The sequence below is a fragment of the Ruegeria sp. YTSA144 genome, assembly GCF_059610125.1.
The window spans coordinates 21,876-35,798 of sequence record NZ_JBXWNA010000017.1; the positions used below are offsets into that span (position 1 = coordinate 21,876).

A 13,923-nucleotide genomic window follows, 5' to 3' on the forward strand; every position below is an offset into this window, starting at 1 on the left:
TGTGCAGACGTGAATCGAAGGAGTCGCGAACGATGACAGGAACGAATTACCTGACCGGAGCCGAGGCAATGGTGCGCATGCTCGAGGCGCATGGCGTCACCCATATGTTCGGTCTGTGCGGCGATACCACCTTGCCATTCTATGATGCGCTCGCCCGATTGGATCACGGCATTCAGCACATTCTGACCCGCGACGAACGGCACGCTGCCTACATGGCGGACGGCTATGCTCGTGTGACAGGCAAGCCCGGCGTTTGCGAAGGCCCTTCCGGCGGTGGTGCGACCTACATTCTGCCGGGTGTGGTCGAGGCCAATGAAAGTTCGGTTCCAATCCTGGCGATCACGTCCGATGTGGCGACGACCAGCCGTGGAAAATACCCTTTGACGGAACTGGATCAGCCAGCGTTATTCCGCCCGCTGACGAAGTGGAACGCGTCTCTGGATGATGCTGCCCGTCTTCCGGCCATGGTTCGAGCGGCGTTCCGGGCGATGACAACGGGAACACCCGGCGCGACCCATCTGGCACTGCCGTTTGACACGCAGAAGGCACAGGTGGACGAAGCGGAAATCTGGGCCGACAAGCGGCATCGCAGCTATCCCGCAGAGCGGGCTGCCCCCGAACCTGATGCCATCGAAGCAGCCGCAGCCATTCTTGCCCAGGCCACATCCGCCGTCGCGGTATGTGGCGGCGGCCCGGTTCTGTCCGGCGCAACCGATGCGTTGCGCCGCGTCGCCGGTCTGCTGGATATGCCCGTCGCCACAACCGTTTCAGGCCAAGGGTCCATAGCCGAAACCGATCCTCTGGCCCTGGGTGTCGTCGGATCGAACGGCGGCATCCCCGCGACACGCGCCGTGGTGGATCAGGCTGACGTTGTCCTGTTCATCGGGTGCCGCGCCGGTTCGGTCACGACCGAACGGTGGAGAAGCCCCGGGCGCAACGCCACGATCATTCACATCGACAGTGACCCTATGGTGATCGGCGCAAATTATCAGACTGAAGTGGCGATTTGCGCCGATGCCCGTCTGGCGTTGGAGGCACTTGCTCATGCACTGGAGCAACGGCAGGAGCTGAACGGTCAAGGCGGAACAGCCAAGGCCCGCGCCGCATGGGAGGCCAAGGCGGCGGCGTTTGCCCCCTTGGCTGCAAGTCGGGAAACCCCGATACGGCCTGAGGCCGTCATGGCGTCCCTGATGGACATTCTGGACGACGATGCGATTGTGGTCGCTGATCCCGGCACCCCCTGCCCCTATTTCAATGCACATTACCGTTGGCGGCAACCCGGGCGGCATTTCATCACAAATCGCGCGCATGGAGCACTGGGCTATTCTCTGGGGGCGGCCATGGGTGCACATGTCGGGCGGCCCTCGGTCAAGACGCTTGCCGTCATGGGTGATGGTTCGTTTGGGTTCGCCTGCGGTGAGTTTGAAACGATGGTCCGGCACAAAATGCCGATCACCTCGATCGTGTTCTCGAACTCGGTCTTCGGATGGATCAAGGCGGGTCAGGATGCTGGGTTTGATCAACGCTATTACAACGTTGATTTCAACCGGACCGACCACGCCGCCGTCGCAGCCGCCTTTGGAGTGAAATCATGGACGGTCAAGGACCCTGAGGACTTGCCGAAAGTGTTGAAACAGGCCGTCGAACATGATGGCCCCACATTGGTCGACATCCATTCGCAGCAGCTTCACGACGCCGCTGCACCTGTGTCGGAATGGGTCGCGTAAGAGGCAATCGACGGGGTCAACTGGGCCAGAAACTCCTGCGCAATCGTGGACAGGGGGCGCCCCTTTGCGGTGATGATTGCAAGATCCAGCATGACGGAAGGCCTGAACGGGCGGGTCTGGTACCCGCTCTCACCGTCGAACGTCACGGTAAAGGGGTCGATCATCGCAACACCCATGCCCTGTTTCACAAAACTCAGCAGGTTCTCGGACAGGTGCGTGTGGATCTGCGTCCGCCACGTGCGCCCGGATGCCTGAAAGATGTCACGGGTTCGGCGGTGGGTTTGGTGTTCCGGGCCCATCACGATGAAGGGTTCGTTTTCCAGTATTTCCGGTGTCAGAACGTCGTACTCGGCCAAGGGGCTGTGTTCTGGAAAAGTCGCCAGCGTTTCGAACTGAAACACCTGATAGTTCAGCGTGTCGTGCAGGATCGGCATCTCGACAATGCCGATTTCAAACAGGCCGGAAATCACCCATTCCTGAATCTTGGATGAATACTGCGACTGGAAACTGACGGACAGGTTGGGGCGGCTTTTGGCAAAACGAGCGATCTCGCGCGGCATGAAACCAAATGACAGAAGATGCGGCGCCGCAACCTGCAACTGACCGGGATGCTTGTTCTGCAAATCCGTCACGGCCTGCGCCACGTGATCCAGCCCGCGCACGACCGTGTCGACTTCGCGGAACAGCAGCTCGGCTTCCGGAGTGGGCAGCAAACGGCCCTTGTTGCGCTCGAACAGAGGCAGTCGCGCTTCGCGTTCCAACTGAGCCAACAGATTGCTGATACCAGGCTGGGATATCCCAAGTACCGACGCCGCACCGGTTACGGTTCCGGTTTCCATGATGGCGTGAAACGCTTGAAGCTGGCGAAAGCGCAGGGACATCGGTAATCACATCATTTTTTCTGATGAACTGTCGAAGATATAGTATTTGAAATGATATGCCCGTCAAGGCAGGCTTCCGCTCATCCACAGGGGGCGGAATGAGCGATCTGGCACAAAACATCATCGGTTACGACCTCTGGCACCTGAAGCTTCCGGTCACGTCCCGCCGGGATCACGGTATAGGATCCGTCGAAGGCGTTTGCGAAGTCGTCATACTGCGACTGACCGCCGAGGATGGCACACAGGGATTCGGCGAAGCGTCACCATGGTCGGTGTTCACCGGCACCCCGGAGGCGACTGTCGCGGCGCTGGACCGATACTTGCGACCCCTAGTTCTTGGCGCCAGCGTAAGTGACCGATCGGCCATCATGGCACGCGCCGCCTATGCCGTGGCGCATTGCACCGAGGCCAAGGCCGCGCTGGAAACCGCTCTGCTGGATCTGGCCGGCCGTATCAGCGGCATCCCGGTCTGGTCTTTGCTGGGCGGTCGTTGCCGCGGCACCATTCCGCTCAGCTGTTCCATCGCCAACCCGGACTTCTCTCAGGACATAGACCTGTTGGCGCGGTTGCGAGAGGACGGCGTGCGGATTGTCAAACTCAAGACCGGGTTCAAGGATCACGCCTTTGACATCATGCGGTTGGAGTACCTTGCGCAGAACTGCCCTGAATTCTCGGTCCGCGTGGACTATAATCAGGGGCTGAGCATCGAGGAGGCTCCGACGCGGGTGCGGGACGTGGCCCGGTTCAATCCTGATTTCATCGAACAGCCGGTTCGCGCCCATCACTTCGGCATGATGGCGAAGCTACGGCATATGACCGATGTTCCCCTTCTCGCCGATGAAAGCGTCTTTGGTCCCGAAGATATGGAACGCGCCGCGCGTGAAAGCATTTGCGATGGTGTCTCGGTGAAAATAATGAAGTCTGGCGGACTGACCCGCGGGCAAACGGTCGCCCGCATCGCGGCGGCGCATGGTCTGACTGCGTATGGCGGGGACATGTTCGAGGCCGGTTTGGCCCATCTTGCGGGCACCCATCTGATTGCCGCGACACCCGAGATCACATTGGGCTGCGAATTTTATCAGGCGTCCTATTTCCTGAAAGAGGACATTCTGGAAGAACCCTTCCGGATCAGAGGCGGACAGGTCTGCGTGCCCGAAAGCCCGGGACTTGGCGGCAAGCCCGAGCTGGCAAAGCTGAACCATTATGCAGTGGCCAAGGCGGTTTCAGAATGAGTGAAAAGAAAACCATAGCCATCATCGGCGCCGGTATAGTCGGCGTTTCGGCCGCGGTCTGGCTGCAACGGGACGGGCACGACGTGATCCTGTTCGACAAGGCCGGACCGGGTGAAGGCACGTCTCATGGCAATGGCGGTGTGCTGGCGTCCTGTTCCATCATACCTGTGACGGTTCCCGGACTGCTTGGCAAAGCACCCAAAATGCTGCTGAGCTCCTCGCAGCCGCTGTTTTTGAAATGGGGATATTTACCGAAGTTGCTCCCATGGCTCCGGCAATATCTGAGCCACGCGAACGTAGAAGACGTTGAACGGATCGCGGCGGCGCTGACACCGATCGTCGGCGACAGCCTGAATGATCACAAGGCCTTGGCGGCAGGCACACGTGCTGAAAAGTGGATCGTGCCCAGCGACTATCTGTTTCTCTACGAGAACCGGGCTCATTTTGAACAAGATGCTTTGGGCTGGGGAATCCGTCGGAAGAACGGCTTTGATTGGCAAGAACTGGAGGGCAAGGCGTTTCACGACTATGACCCCGTGTTCAGCCCGGATATCGGTTTCGCTGCCAAGCTGTCAAACCACGGTCATATCACCGATCCCGGGCGGTACGTGAAAGACCTGGCCGCCCATGTCGAGGCTGGTGGAGGCCGGATCATCCGCGCCAATGTCGAGGACGTCACCCGCGACAACGGCCGCGTTACCGGTGTGCGCGCGGATGGTGAGACAATCGCTTGCGACACCGCCATTGTCACGGCTGGTGTCTGGTCCGGGCCACTGGCCAAGCGACTGGGGGTTTCTGTTCCTCTTGAAAGCGAGCGCGGTTATCATCTTGAATTGGTGGCACCTTCTGCCATGCCCCGCAGCCCGGTCATGGTGGCTTCGGGCAAGTTTGTTGCCACGCCCATGGATGGGCGCATACGCTTGGCGGGTATTGTGGAGTTCGGAGGGCTGGACGCACCGCCCTCGCGCGCGCCATTTGAATTGATGCGAAGAAATGCCCGGGCCGCGTTTCCGGGCATAACATGGAAGGAGGAAGTGGAATGGATGGGGCACAGGCCGGCCCCGGCTGACTCGATCCCGATCATCGGTGACGTGCCCGGTATCAAAGGGGCCTATATGGGCTTTGGTCATCATCACATCGGCCTGACAGGCGGGCCAAAGACCGGACGGCTTCTGGCGCAGATGATCGCGGGCAGAACACCGAACACCGACGTAAGCGTTTATGCGCCGTCGCGCTTTGCAACATAAGAACAGACCGATGAAGAACATCGGTATTTCAAAACTCGATAGGGAGAAAACGATGAAAAAACTGACAAACCTACTGGCGGCAACCGCTTTGACTGCCGCAGCGGCAGCACCGGCCGTGGCCGAGAAATGGGACATGCCGATGGCCTATTCAGCGTCGAACTTCCATTCGGCCACCGGAGCGGAATTCGCCAAATGTGTAACGACCGGAACCGGCGGTGAGATCGAAATCGTTACGCATCCATCCGGCTCGTTGTTCAAAGGTGCCGATATCAAACGCGCAATCCAGACCGGGCAAGCCCCGATTGGCGAACGCCTTCTGTCTGGCCACCAGAATGAGAACGCGTTGTTCGGTTTCGATTCGATACCGTTCCTTGCAACCTCGTTCGATGACAGCGCCAAGCTTTGGGAAGCGGCAAAACCGTCAATTGAAAAGGTACTGGCCGAACAGAACCTGACGTTGCTTTACGCGGTGCCATGGCCGCCGCAGGGACTGTATTTCAAGAATGAGGTGAACTCGGTCGCCGATATGAAGGGCATCAAGTTCCGCTCTTACAACAACGCGACTTCGAGACTGGCCGAGTTGACAGGGATGTTGCCGGTAACGATCGAAGCGGCGGAAATCAGTCAGGCTTTTGCCACGGGCGTCGCCGAGTCGATGGTGTCTTCGGGATCAACCGGGTATGACCGCAAGGTCTGGGAAAGCCTGAACTATTTCTACGAGGTCGACGCCTGGTTGCCGCGCAATTATGTGATGGTGAATTCGGATGTCTGGTCGGGCGTGTCCGACGCCAACAAGAACATCATCAAGGCCTGCGCGGAACTGGCGGAATACGCAGGCAACTGGCGCGCCAAGGAATATACCGGTTTTACTCTGCAAGGTCTGCGTGATGGTGGCATGACCGTCGGTCCGGCATCTGAACAGATGACGAATGAGCTGAAGGAGATTGGTGTAACCATGACCAATGAATGGCTGGAAGCCGCTGGCGACGAAGGCAAAGCCATCGTCGATGCGTTCAACGCATCTAAGTAACCGTTCGGGGCGGGCGGCGTTGCACTATGCCGCCCGCTTTCCACCCAATCATAATACAGCGGGGACACCATGGCGGTATTGCGAGGGCTTCGGTCCGTTCTGGACTTCATCTATCAGGCAGCAGGGGTATTGGCGGCGCTCAGCCTGATTGCCATTCTTTTGCTGATCGTCGTTCAGATGCTGGCCCGCTGGACAGGTGAGGTATTTCCCGGAGCGCCTGACTATGCTGGTTACGCAATGGCGGCGGCATCTTTCCTGGCCTTTGCCAATGCGTTGAACCGGGGCAGCCACATTCGGGTTTCGATCCTGCTGAACTCCGTGCCGGGCGGTGTGCGGCGTATCCTTGAAATCTGGTGTTTCACCATCGGCACTGCCGTCATGTGGTATTTCTGCTGGTATGCCTATCGCTTCGTCTATTGGAGCTGGAAGTTCAACGACATCAGTCAGGGACAGGACAGAACCGCACTCTGGATTCCCCAGTCGGCGATGCTGATCGGTGCCGTGATCCTGGCCATCGCGCTAACGGATCACCTGATCCACGTCCTGTTCAAAGGTGACCATCGCATTGTCCGCGATCTGGCCGACCAGAGCCACGGAGAGTAAGCGCGTGGAAAACCTGTCCGTCATCATCCTTTTCCTCTTTGTACTGTTCACCTTGCTCGGCACCGGTGTCTGGGTCGGATTGGCCCTGATGGGGGTTGCCTGGGTCGGGATGGAGCTGTTCACCACCCGCCCGGTGGGCGACGTGATGATCACCACCATCTGGTCCGCTTCGTCGTCGTGGACCCTGACCGCCTTGCCCATGTTCATCTGGATGGGCGAAATCCTGTACCGCACGCGATTATCCGAAGACATGTTCAAGGGTTTGTCCCCCTGGATGGCCCCCCTGCCCGGCGGCTTGGTGCATACGAATATCGTGGGCTGTACTGTCTTCGCGGCGGTCTCAGGTTCGTCGGCGGCAACGCTGACCACCGTCGGCAAGATGTCGATCCCCGAACTGCGCAAACGCAATTACCCCGAACGAATGATCATCGGCACATTGACCGGCGCTGCGACGTTGGGGCTGATGATCCCGCCGTCGCTGACCCTGATCGTCTACGGGGTGACGATCAATGAATCGATCACCAAGCTGTTCTTTGCCGGCATCCTTCCCGGCCTGGTGCTGGCGGCGATGTTCATGGGCTATGTCGCGATCTATTCCAAGTTGGGCAAAGACTGGAACCCGAATGACGAGGGCAAGCTGAGCTTTTCCGAGAAAGTCAGAAACTCCCGCTTTTTGTTGCCTGTGATCCTTCTGATCACGGTCGTCATCGGCTCAATGTATCTGGGCTATGCCACTGCGACCGAAGCCGCGGCGTTCGGGGTGATTGGCGGCCTGTTGCTGGCGGCAGGCCAGGGGTCGTTGAACTGGAAGACATTCACGGAAAGCCTGATGGGGGCCACGCGGACCAGCGCGATGATCGCCCTGATCCTTGCTGGCGCTGCGTTCCTGTCGCTGTCGATGGGTTTTACCGGCCTGCCGCGCGGGTTGGCCGATCTGATCGCCGGATGGGAACTGACCCGGTTCGAGCTGCTGATGGTTCTGCTGGTGTTCTACATCATTCTGGGTTGTTTCCTTGACGGGATCTCGTCGGTTGTGCTGACCATGGCCGTGGTGGAACCGATGATCCGCGACGCCGGGATCGATCTGATCTGGTTCGGCATCTTCATCGTGGTCGTCGTCGAGATGGCACAGATCACACCCCCGATCGGGTTCAACCTGTTCGTGATGCAGGGTATGACCAACCATGAGATGAGCTATATCGCACGCGCCGCGATACCGATGTTCCTGATCATGGTACTGATGGTCTTCATCCTCATCTGGTTCCCCGACCTCGCCACCTGGCTGCCCGAGAATTTGCGGCAGAGTCCCGGCGGGTAAAACGACCTTGAACCCGCTCCATATGGCGGCTCGTCACGGGCCCCGTGTTCTGGTCGCCGGATTGGCGGCGGGTCTGCTTTTGCCGGGTTTGGCCGAGCCCATGCGGAACCTGCTGCCGCCCCTGGTCGTGTTGCTGCTGTTCGTCACCGTCCTGAGAATGGACCCCGAAACCATTTTTGGATCGTTGAGCGATCTGCACAAGGTCGCGTTCACCGTCATCGGGTTTCAATTCGTGATGCCGCTGATCATTCTGGCCATCGGATTTATTGGGGGATGGACCGGAACGCCGGTGCTTCTGTCCCTGCTGATCATGGCGGCAGCACCTTCGATTTCAGGCAGTCCCAACATGTGTCTGATGATGGGCTACCCACCTGAACACGCGATGCGAATGCTGGTTGTTGGAACTGCCCTGTTGCCATTGACAGCGTTTCCGGTGTTCCTGCTCATGCCCGAATTGGGCGACCTTCAATCCGTACTATTGGCCGGACTGCAACTGTTGTTGACGATACTCTGCGCAACCGGCGCCGCCATCTTTGCTCGGCGTGTTTGGTTGCGTTCGCCATCCCGCTCCACCTTGTTGAATCTGGAAGGGTTGGGCACGATCACATTGGCCGTTTTTGTCATCGGCCTGATGCCTTCCGTCAGCTCCACGGCGCTGAAAAGCCCGGCCGTCGCGGCCTTCTGGATCGCGCTCGCCTGTCTGGCCAATTTCGGAGCACAGTTCATTTCGTTCCGGATGACCCGAGGGCGTCTGCCGGCAGCCAGGGCAACTGCCGTCTCTCTGATCGCGGGAAACAGAAACATCGCGATTTTCTTCGTTGCTTTGCCGCCCGAAGTCACCGCACCCATCATGGCCTTTATCGGGGCGTATCAAGTTCCAATGTACCTGACGCCAATGGTCATGCGTCATCTCTACATGAGGCAAGTCTTGCCCGAGTAGCGTTGGAAAGCCCCTTTAGGGTTTTTTTATCCCCTTTCTCCGATCCTTGCCGACGTTGGGCCGGTACCTCGCCTTTTGTTCAGGCCATAAACACGTTCAGGGAAATCGGGCGAATGATTGTCACTATTGACAGCTAATCGCACCTTCCCTATTTACTGTCAATGTTGACAGTAAAGGATATATCATGCCGATTAGAAAACTGGTCGTCGCATCTGTAATGACACTGGCTTCAACCCTCGGGGCATCCGCACAAACTCTCACTGCAACGGTGCAGGACGTGCGCAATGCAGAGGGTGATTTGATCATTGCCGTGTTCGATGAAGCAAAATCTTTCAAGGCCATGGACGTGGCGAACGCGGCGGCCTTGGCTTCCGTTCCCGCTGTCAAAGGTCAGGTTTCGGTGACCTTTCACGATCTCCCGCTTGGCACCTATGCGATTGCCGCGATTCACGACGAGAACAGCAACAGCAACCTGGATACCGAAAAGGATATCCCAACCGAAGGGTACGGCTTTGGCGGTATGGGGCAGAGCGGTCTGCCGCCGGAATTCACGGATGCCGCCGTCGCCGTCGGCACCGGCGCAACGGCAAACGTGACGCTGAAATACTGGAAATAACATGATCGGGCGCCCCTCAAATCGTGATGAGCGTTATGAGCAGGTCATGCAGGCTCTGATCAGATGTGTTGCGAGATCTGGTTTCGATGTTGCATCTCTTTCGCTGTGCTCATGGTCACGACCGTTCTTGGCTATCAGACGTTTTAGGGGCTTCTTTTCATGTTCTGGACAATCCCGAATTTCCATTCCGGTCACGCTTTGCTTTTGACCGACGTAACCCGGGACAAGGACCCCATCCTGTTTTGGCTGATCCAACTCGCCTGGATGGCACTTGGCCTGTCGATGATCGTCATCGACTTTCTCACTCGAACGTTTTGAAACTTCCTTTACAAGAGGCTCAAATGAAACCCATGCTGCACCTTTTGCCGGTCGAGGCTTACACGAGCCAGGATTGGTTCGACCGGGAAATGCGCGAAATCTTTTCCAAAACCTGGCGCTATGCCGGGTTTATGGAGGATGTCAGTGAACCCGGCCAGTACATCGCCGTGCAGGCCGGACTCAACAACATATTCGTGATCATGGGACGCGACCGTCGCCTGCGCGCGTTCCATAACATCTGCCGCCACCGCGGCACCCAATTGATCCGCGCGGTTGGCAAAACGCAAAAGGCATTGACCTGTCCATATCACGACTGGACCTACGATCTTGAAGGCAATCTGATTTCGGTGCCGGACGAGCACGAGGAATATGGCAAGGTCGACAAGTCCTGCCTTGGCCTGAAACCCGCCAAGGTCGATATCTGGAAATCGATGATTTTCGTCCATCCAGACCCCGACGCGCCTTCCATCGCCGAATGGTTCGGCCTGGTCGAACCCCATATCGGCCCGCACGTACCGGAAGAGCTGGTCGAATACGAAGACCTGAACACCAGCTATGAGATAAAGGCCAACTGGAAGGTTGTCGTCGAGAATTACATCGACGTTTACCACCTGAGTCATCTGCATTCGAACACGCTGCAAATGTATGATCACAAATCCGCCGAATTCCACTGGGAAGGACCTCATTACATGTTTTGGGAGCCGCCGGTGGCAGAATTTCTGGAAGATCAGGACAGCAAACTGACCGCCCCGCGCGTCATTCCCAAAGACATGAACGGCGCCTGGGTGCCGATGCTGTTTCCGGGGATTGGACTGGCCGCTTCGGAAGACGGCTGGAGCATCTTCATTGTCGAACCCCTTGGCCCGGAACTGACACGAGTTCACAACCGCGGGCGGGTGTCCAACAGCTCGGAATGGGAATTCACCAAACAGTCGATGAAGTCGTCCTCTTTCTGGTCCAAGTTTGGAATAGGCGGAAAATACGAAGCCAGTGACGCGATGGGCGAAGATGACCCGATGGTTGCTGGCGATTTTACCGGCGAAGACATCTACGCGTGCGAGCAGCAGCAGAAATCCCTGCATTCTCCGTATTTTGAAGCAGGTCCGGCAGCAAACGGTGAAAGCCCCGTCATCGAGCACCAGAAAGTTGTTCTGCAATGGTTGGGAGAAGGGAAATGAACCCACGTGACTTTTTCCCACTGCGCGTTTGCGGGACCCGAGTTGAACTGGATGGCGTGGCTAAGACCGTTATGTTCGAGGTACCTGACCGCCTGATGGACATATTCGCCTGGCGGTCGGGCCAACACGTGTCCCTGCGTTTCAATATTGATGGCAAAGAGCACCGTCGAAGCTATTCGATCTCCAGTTCACCTTACTCCGGGGGCCCGCTTCGCATCACCGTCAAACGGGTCAAGGGTGGCCGTGTCAGCAACTTCATCAACGACACGGTTCAGGAAGGACAAACCATTGACGTCATGCCGCCATTTGGCAGTTTCTGCCTGGACCCCGATGAAACGGCGCGGCGCACCCATTACTTTTTTGGCGCGGGTTCTGGCATCACGCCGCTCTACGCGATGCTGAACTCGGTTTTGACAGCCGAGCCCCATTCAGTCGCGCATCTGGTGTATGGCAACACAAACGCCAAGAGCATCCTGTTGCAGCAAGAGCTGAACGTTCTTCAGGAAGCGCATCCCGAACGTTTTACAATCAATCATGTCTTTTCGAAGCCCGGCTGGTGGTCCAGCGCCGAATATTGGCGGCAGGGTACGATCGACCAGGCCGCAATCGAAGCGTTGATCGCCGAGTATCCTCCTTACGCCCAGGACGCTCAATACTATGTCTGCGGTCCGGGCAACATGAACCAGACCGTCAAATCGGCATTGATGTCCATTGATGTGCCCGCGAACCGCATCCACATGGAAAGCTATGGTGCTGCGCCGGATCTGGACGCTGGTATTGAGGGGGTGGACGCAACCGCTGAACTGACGCTGGAAGGCGCCCGACACCTCATTTCGATCACCAAGGGGCAGACCGTTCTTCACGCAGCGCAGTCAGCGGGGCTCAAGCCACCCTATTCCTGCCAATCGGGGGTCTGCGGCGCGTGCCGGGCCAAACTGACCGACGGCACAGTTCATATGCGGGCGCGCATGGCGCTGGAGGATGAAGACATCAAAGCCGGAGAAATCCTGACCTGCCAGTCAATACCCACGGCGGGAAAACTGGCGATCAGCTTTGACCAGACCCGTCGCTGAAGAACCGATGACGCGCCTGAGGCATGCCGTTTCACGCCGCCTCAGGTTCGTTCGCGGATCGGATCATGCGTCCGGCGCACAATCTCGGATCACGAAGTGCTTGGTCGTTTCTTCCACGACTTCCCAATAACCGCGAAAGCCGTTGGGGATCAAAAAGCTGGCCCCGGTGCGAAAATCCTGACGGGTCCCGTCTTCGTGGATCAGGGCACAATGGCCTTTGACGATATAGCAATATTCGTCCTTGTCCGTGAACGCGTGCCATTTGCCCGGCGTGGACGTCCAGATCCCGGCAGACAGTTGTCCATCCGGGCTGGTGAAGTGCATTCCAATCTTGTGATGCGGATCACCCTCGACAACGCGATCGGGAAGATCGGCCAAACGCCGTTCGCTGCGCGTTGCGGGCTGATCGAAAAGGTTGAGTACCTGTGTCGTCATGAGGTCATACCCTCCTGCTGGTCGTGTATTGCGAGATGACGTGACCGGCCAATGGTCGGTCACGTGCCGGACTAGGATTTCCCCCATCCTCTAATGAAACAGGTAGACACCCGCCAGAACCAGAGCAGCGATGAAGATCGTCTCGGCCACGATCAGGACGATGGCCTGCCCGCCCACATCCAGAATCCGCTTGAGCGACGTCTTCATGCCCACTGCCGCAATCGACACCAGCAGCGCCCACCGGCTGAGATCGGCCATGGCCGACGAAACCACTTCGGGGATCAGACCCATTGAATTCAGGACGGCAAAGATCAGAAAGCCAACCACGAACATCGGCAAAATGGGCGGGCGCTTGCCGTCTTCCTCGCCGAACTCCGCGTGGCGCCGGACAAGAAACGAGATGACCAGAACCACCGGGGCCAGCATGGCGACACGGATCAGCTTGACCAAAGTCGCGACCTCACCGGTTTGATCCGAGACCGAGAACCCGGCCCCGACAACCTGCGCGACATCGTGGATCGTGCCGCCAAGGAAGACCCCGGAAACATCGTCGTTGAAATCGAAAGCCTCGGTGAGGATCGGGTAGGCGATCATCGCGATTGTCGACAGAACAGTAACCGACAAAACCGTAAAAACCAGGTTTCGCTCCGAATGCTCGTTTTTGGGCAAAATCGCCGACAGGGCCATCGCGGCCGACGCGCCGCAAATTGCAACCGAACCGCCCGTCAGCACCCCAAAGCGCCAGCCACGGCCCAGAAGACGCGCGCCCAGAAGGCCGAACAGGATCGTGAGGATCACACCGGCAATCACAACGGCAATCAGATCCGCGCCAAGGCTCATCATCAATTCAACGGAAATACGCACGCCAAGCAGCGCAACGCCAAAACGAAGAACGGTTCGTGCGGTAAATTCGATTCCGGCCTTGCAGTCGCCTGCGTCGTCTTCGGCCAGGAAATGGAACGCGATGCCCAGCAACAAGGCCATCAGCATCGCCGGGGCACCATAATGTTCGGACAAGAACTTCGCTGCGACGGCAACAACCACGGAAACAAGGAAACCGTGCCCGTTCAAACGAACGAAAGACCGTGCCCGAAGCCACGGCGAGTTGGATGCACTCAACACCTGCATCTTACTTCCTTTGCAATATTTGAGTTGCCTTTTAGGCAAAGCCTGCTCCCACCCGCACCGTATTCGGCCCGGGTGGAGGCATGATCAGATTACAGCTCGACCTGAGCTTTCATGTCGTCAGCCGAGATTCCGGCGACGGCGACGGGTTTTTTCATTGCGTCGCGGCGGAAGGGTTCGCCGAGCTCCTGGTTGATCAG

Annotated in this window: 14 protein-coding genes; 11 read left to right on the forward strand and 3 right to left on the reverse strand. The window is 58.0% G+C overall.

Annotation, left to right across the window (positions count from 1 at the left end; genetic code table 11):
* Positions 1-32: 32 nt before the first annotated feature.
* Entirely contained in the window at positions 33-1,727 is a 1,695-nt protein-coding gene (locus AC2FF8_RS20055; RefSeq protein ID WP_496880578.1) for a thiamine pyrophosphate-binding protein, read from the forward strand.
* Here the strand turns inward: AC2FF8_RS20055 and AC2FF8_RS20060 are convergent.
* Complete coding sequence (locus tag AC2FF8_RS20060) at positions 1,688-2,608, reverse strand: LysR family transcriptional regulator (protein ID WP_170347461.1); 921 nt, start codon at positions 2,606-2,608, stop codon at positions 1,688-1,690. The genes AC2FF8_RS20055 and AC2FF8_RS20060 overlap by 40 nt on opposite strands.
* A gap of 98 nt (positions 2,609-2,706) precedes the next feature.
* On the opposite strand from AC2FF8_RS20060, the gene AC2FF8_RS20065 reads away from it, so the two are divergent.
* The 10 genes from AC2FF8_RS20065 to AC2FF8_RS20110 all read left to right on the forward strand — a co-directional run bounded on the left by AC2FF8_RS20065 (position 2,707) and on the right by AC2FF8_RS20110 (position 12,163).
* The gene (locus AC2FF8_RS20065; RefSeq protein ID WP_496880579.1) at positions 2,707-3,840 is read left to right on the forward strand and encodes an enolase C-terminal domain-like protein; all 1,134 of its coding nucleotides are present in this window, start codon (positions 2,707-2,709) and stop codon (positions 3,838-3,840) included.
* Positions 3,837-5,087 carry an NAD(P)/FAD-dependent oxidoreductase gene (locus tag AC2FF8_RS20070; protein ID WP_496880580.1) on the forward strand — a complete coding sequence of 417 codons (1,251 nt, stop codon included), beginning with the start codon at positions 3,837-3,839 and terminating at the stop codon, positions 5,085-5,087. The genes AC2FF8_RS20065 and AC2FF8_RS20070 overlap by 4 nt, the downstream gene beginning before the upstream one ends.
* 52 nt (positions 5,088-5,139) lie before the next feature.
* The gene (locus AC2FF8_RS20075; protein WP_170347464.1) at positions 5,140-6,117 is read left to right on the forward strand and encodes a TRAP transporter substrate-binding protein; all 978 of its coding nucleotides are present in this window, start codon (positions 5,140-5,142) and stop codon (positions 6,115-6,117) included.
* A 69-nt stretch (positions 6,118-6,186) separates the two neighbouring features.
* Positions 6,187-6,720: a TRAP transporter small permease gene (locus tag AC2FF8_RS20080; protein ID WP_257601315.1), complete on the forward strand. Its 534-nt coding sequence runs from the start codon at positions 6,187-6,189 to the stop codon at positions 6,718-6,720.
* Positions 6,721-6,724: 4 nt separating this feature from the next.
* The gene (locus tag AC2FF8_RS20085) at positions 6,725-8,038 is read left to right on the forward strand and encodes a TRAP transporter large permease (RefSeq protein WP_257601314.1); all 1,314 of its coding nucleotides are present in this window, start codon (positions 6,725-6,727) and stop codon (positions 8,036-8,038) included.
* Positions 8,039-8,045: 7 nt separating this feature from the next.
* Positions 8,046-8,978, forward strand: coding sequence for a hypothetical protein (locus tag AC2FF8_RS20090; protein ID WP_496880581.1), 933 nt, complete (start codon positions 8,046-8,048; stop codon positions 8,976-8,978).
* A 184-nt stretch (positions 8,979-9,162) separates the two neighbouring features.
* The gene (locus tag AC2FF8_RS20095; RefSeq protein WP_425080284.1) at positions 9,163-9,594 is read left to right on the forward strand and encodes a DUF2141 domain-containing protein; all 432 of its coding nucleotides are present in this window, start codon (positions 9,163-9,165) and stop codon (positions 9,592-9,594) included.
* Between the two features lie 159 nt (positions 9,595-9,753).
* Complete coding sequence (locus AC2FF8_RS20100) at positions 9,754-9,912, forward strand: hypothetical protein (protein WP_496880582.1); 159 nt, start codon at positions 9,754-9,756, stop codon at positions 9,910-9,912.
* A gap of 23 nt (positions 9,913-9,935) precedes the next feature.
* Entirely contained in the window at positions 9,936-11,090 is a 1,155-nt protein-coding gene (locus AC2FF8_RS20105; protein ID WP_496880583.1) for an aromatic ring-hydroxylating oxygenase subunit alpha, read from the forward strand.
* Positions 11,087-12,163, forward strand: coding sequence for a 2Fe-2S iron-sulfur cluster-binding protein (locus tag AC2FF8_RS20110; RefSeq protein ID WP_171120813.1), 1,077 nt, complete (start codon positions 11,087-11,089; stop codon positions 12,161-12,163). Before AC2FF8_RS20105 ends, AC2FF8_RS20110 begins: the two co-directional genes overlap by 4 nt.
* A 63-nt stretch (positions 12,164-12,226) precedes the next feature.
* Here AC2FF8_RS20110 and AC2FF8_RS20115 read toward each other — a convergent pair whose 3' ends face one another.
* A complete protein-coding gene (locus AC2FF8_RS20115; protein WP_170347472.1) occupies positions 12,227-12,598 on the reverse strand; it encodes a cupin domain-containing protein in 372 nt (123 codons plus the stop codon).
* A 90-nt stretch (positions 12,599-12,688) separates the two neighbouring features.
* A complete protein-coding gene (locus AC2FF8_RS20120) occupies positions 12,689-13,726 on the reverse strand; it encodes a YeiH family protein (protein WP_425080281.1) in 1,038 nt (345 codons plus the stop codon).
* Between the last annotated feature and the right edge of the window lie 197 nt (positions 13,727-13,923).

What these genes read in the sequence shown, in the direction of transcription:
- AC2FF8_RS20055 (WP_496880578.1), top strand. Translation starts at nt 33, where the DNA reads ATGACAGGAACGAATTACCTGACCGGAGCCGAGGCAATGGTGCGCATG.
- AC2FF8_RS20060 (WP_170347461.1), bottom strand. Translation starts at nt 2,608, where the DNA reads ATGTCCCTGCGCTTTCGCCAGCTTCAAGCGTTTCACGCCATCATGGAA.
- AC2FF8_RS20065 (WP_496880579.1), top strand. Translation starts at nt 2,707, where the DNA reads ATGAGCGATCTGGCACAAAACATCATCGGTTACGACCTCTGGCACCTG.
- AC2FF8_RS20070 (WP_496880580.1), top strand. Translation starts at nt 3,837, where the DNA reads ATGAGTGAAAAGAAAACCATAGCCATCATCGGCGCCGGTATAGTCGGC.
- AC2FF8_RS20075 (WP_170347464.1), top strand. Translation starts at nt 5,140, where the DNA reads ATGAAAAAACTGACAAACCTACTGGCGGCAACCGCTTTGACTGCCGCA.
- AC2FF8_RS20080 (WP_257601315.1), top strand. Translation starts at nt 6,187, where the DNA reads ATGGCGGTATTGCGAGGGCTTCGGTCCGTTCTGGACTTCATCTATCAG.
- AC2FF8_RS20095 (WP_425080284.1), top strand. Translation starts at nt 9,163, where the DNA reads ATGCCGATTAGAAAACTGGTCGTCGCATCTGTAATGACACTGGCTTCA.
- AC2FF8_RS20100 (WP_496880582.1), top strand. Translation starts at nt 9,754, where the DNA reads ATGTTCTGGACAATCCCGAATTTCCATTCCGGTCACGCTTTGCTTTTG.
- AC2FF8_RS20105 (WP_496880583.1), top strand. Translation starts at nt 9,936, where the DNA reads ATGAAACCCATGCTGCACCTTTTGCCGGTCGAGGCTTACACGAGCCAG.
- AC2FF8_RS20110 (WP_171120813.1), top strand. Translation starts at nt 11,087, where the DNA reads ATGAACCCACGTGACTTTTTCCCACTGCGCGTTTGCGGGACCCGAGTT.
- AC2FF8_RS20115 (WP_170347472.1), bottom strand. Translation starts at nt 12,598, where the DNA reads ATGACGACACAGGTACTCAACCTTTTCGATCAGCCCGCAACGCGCAGC.
- AC2FF8_RS20120 (WP_425080281.1), bottom strand. Translation starts at nt 13,726, where the DNA reads ATGCAGGTGTTGAGTGCATCCAACTCGCCGTGGCTTCGGGCACGGTCT.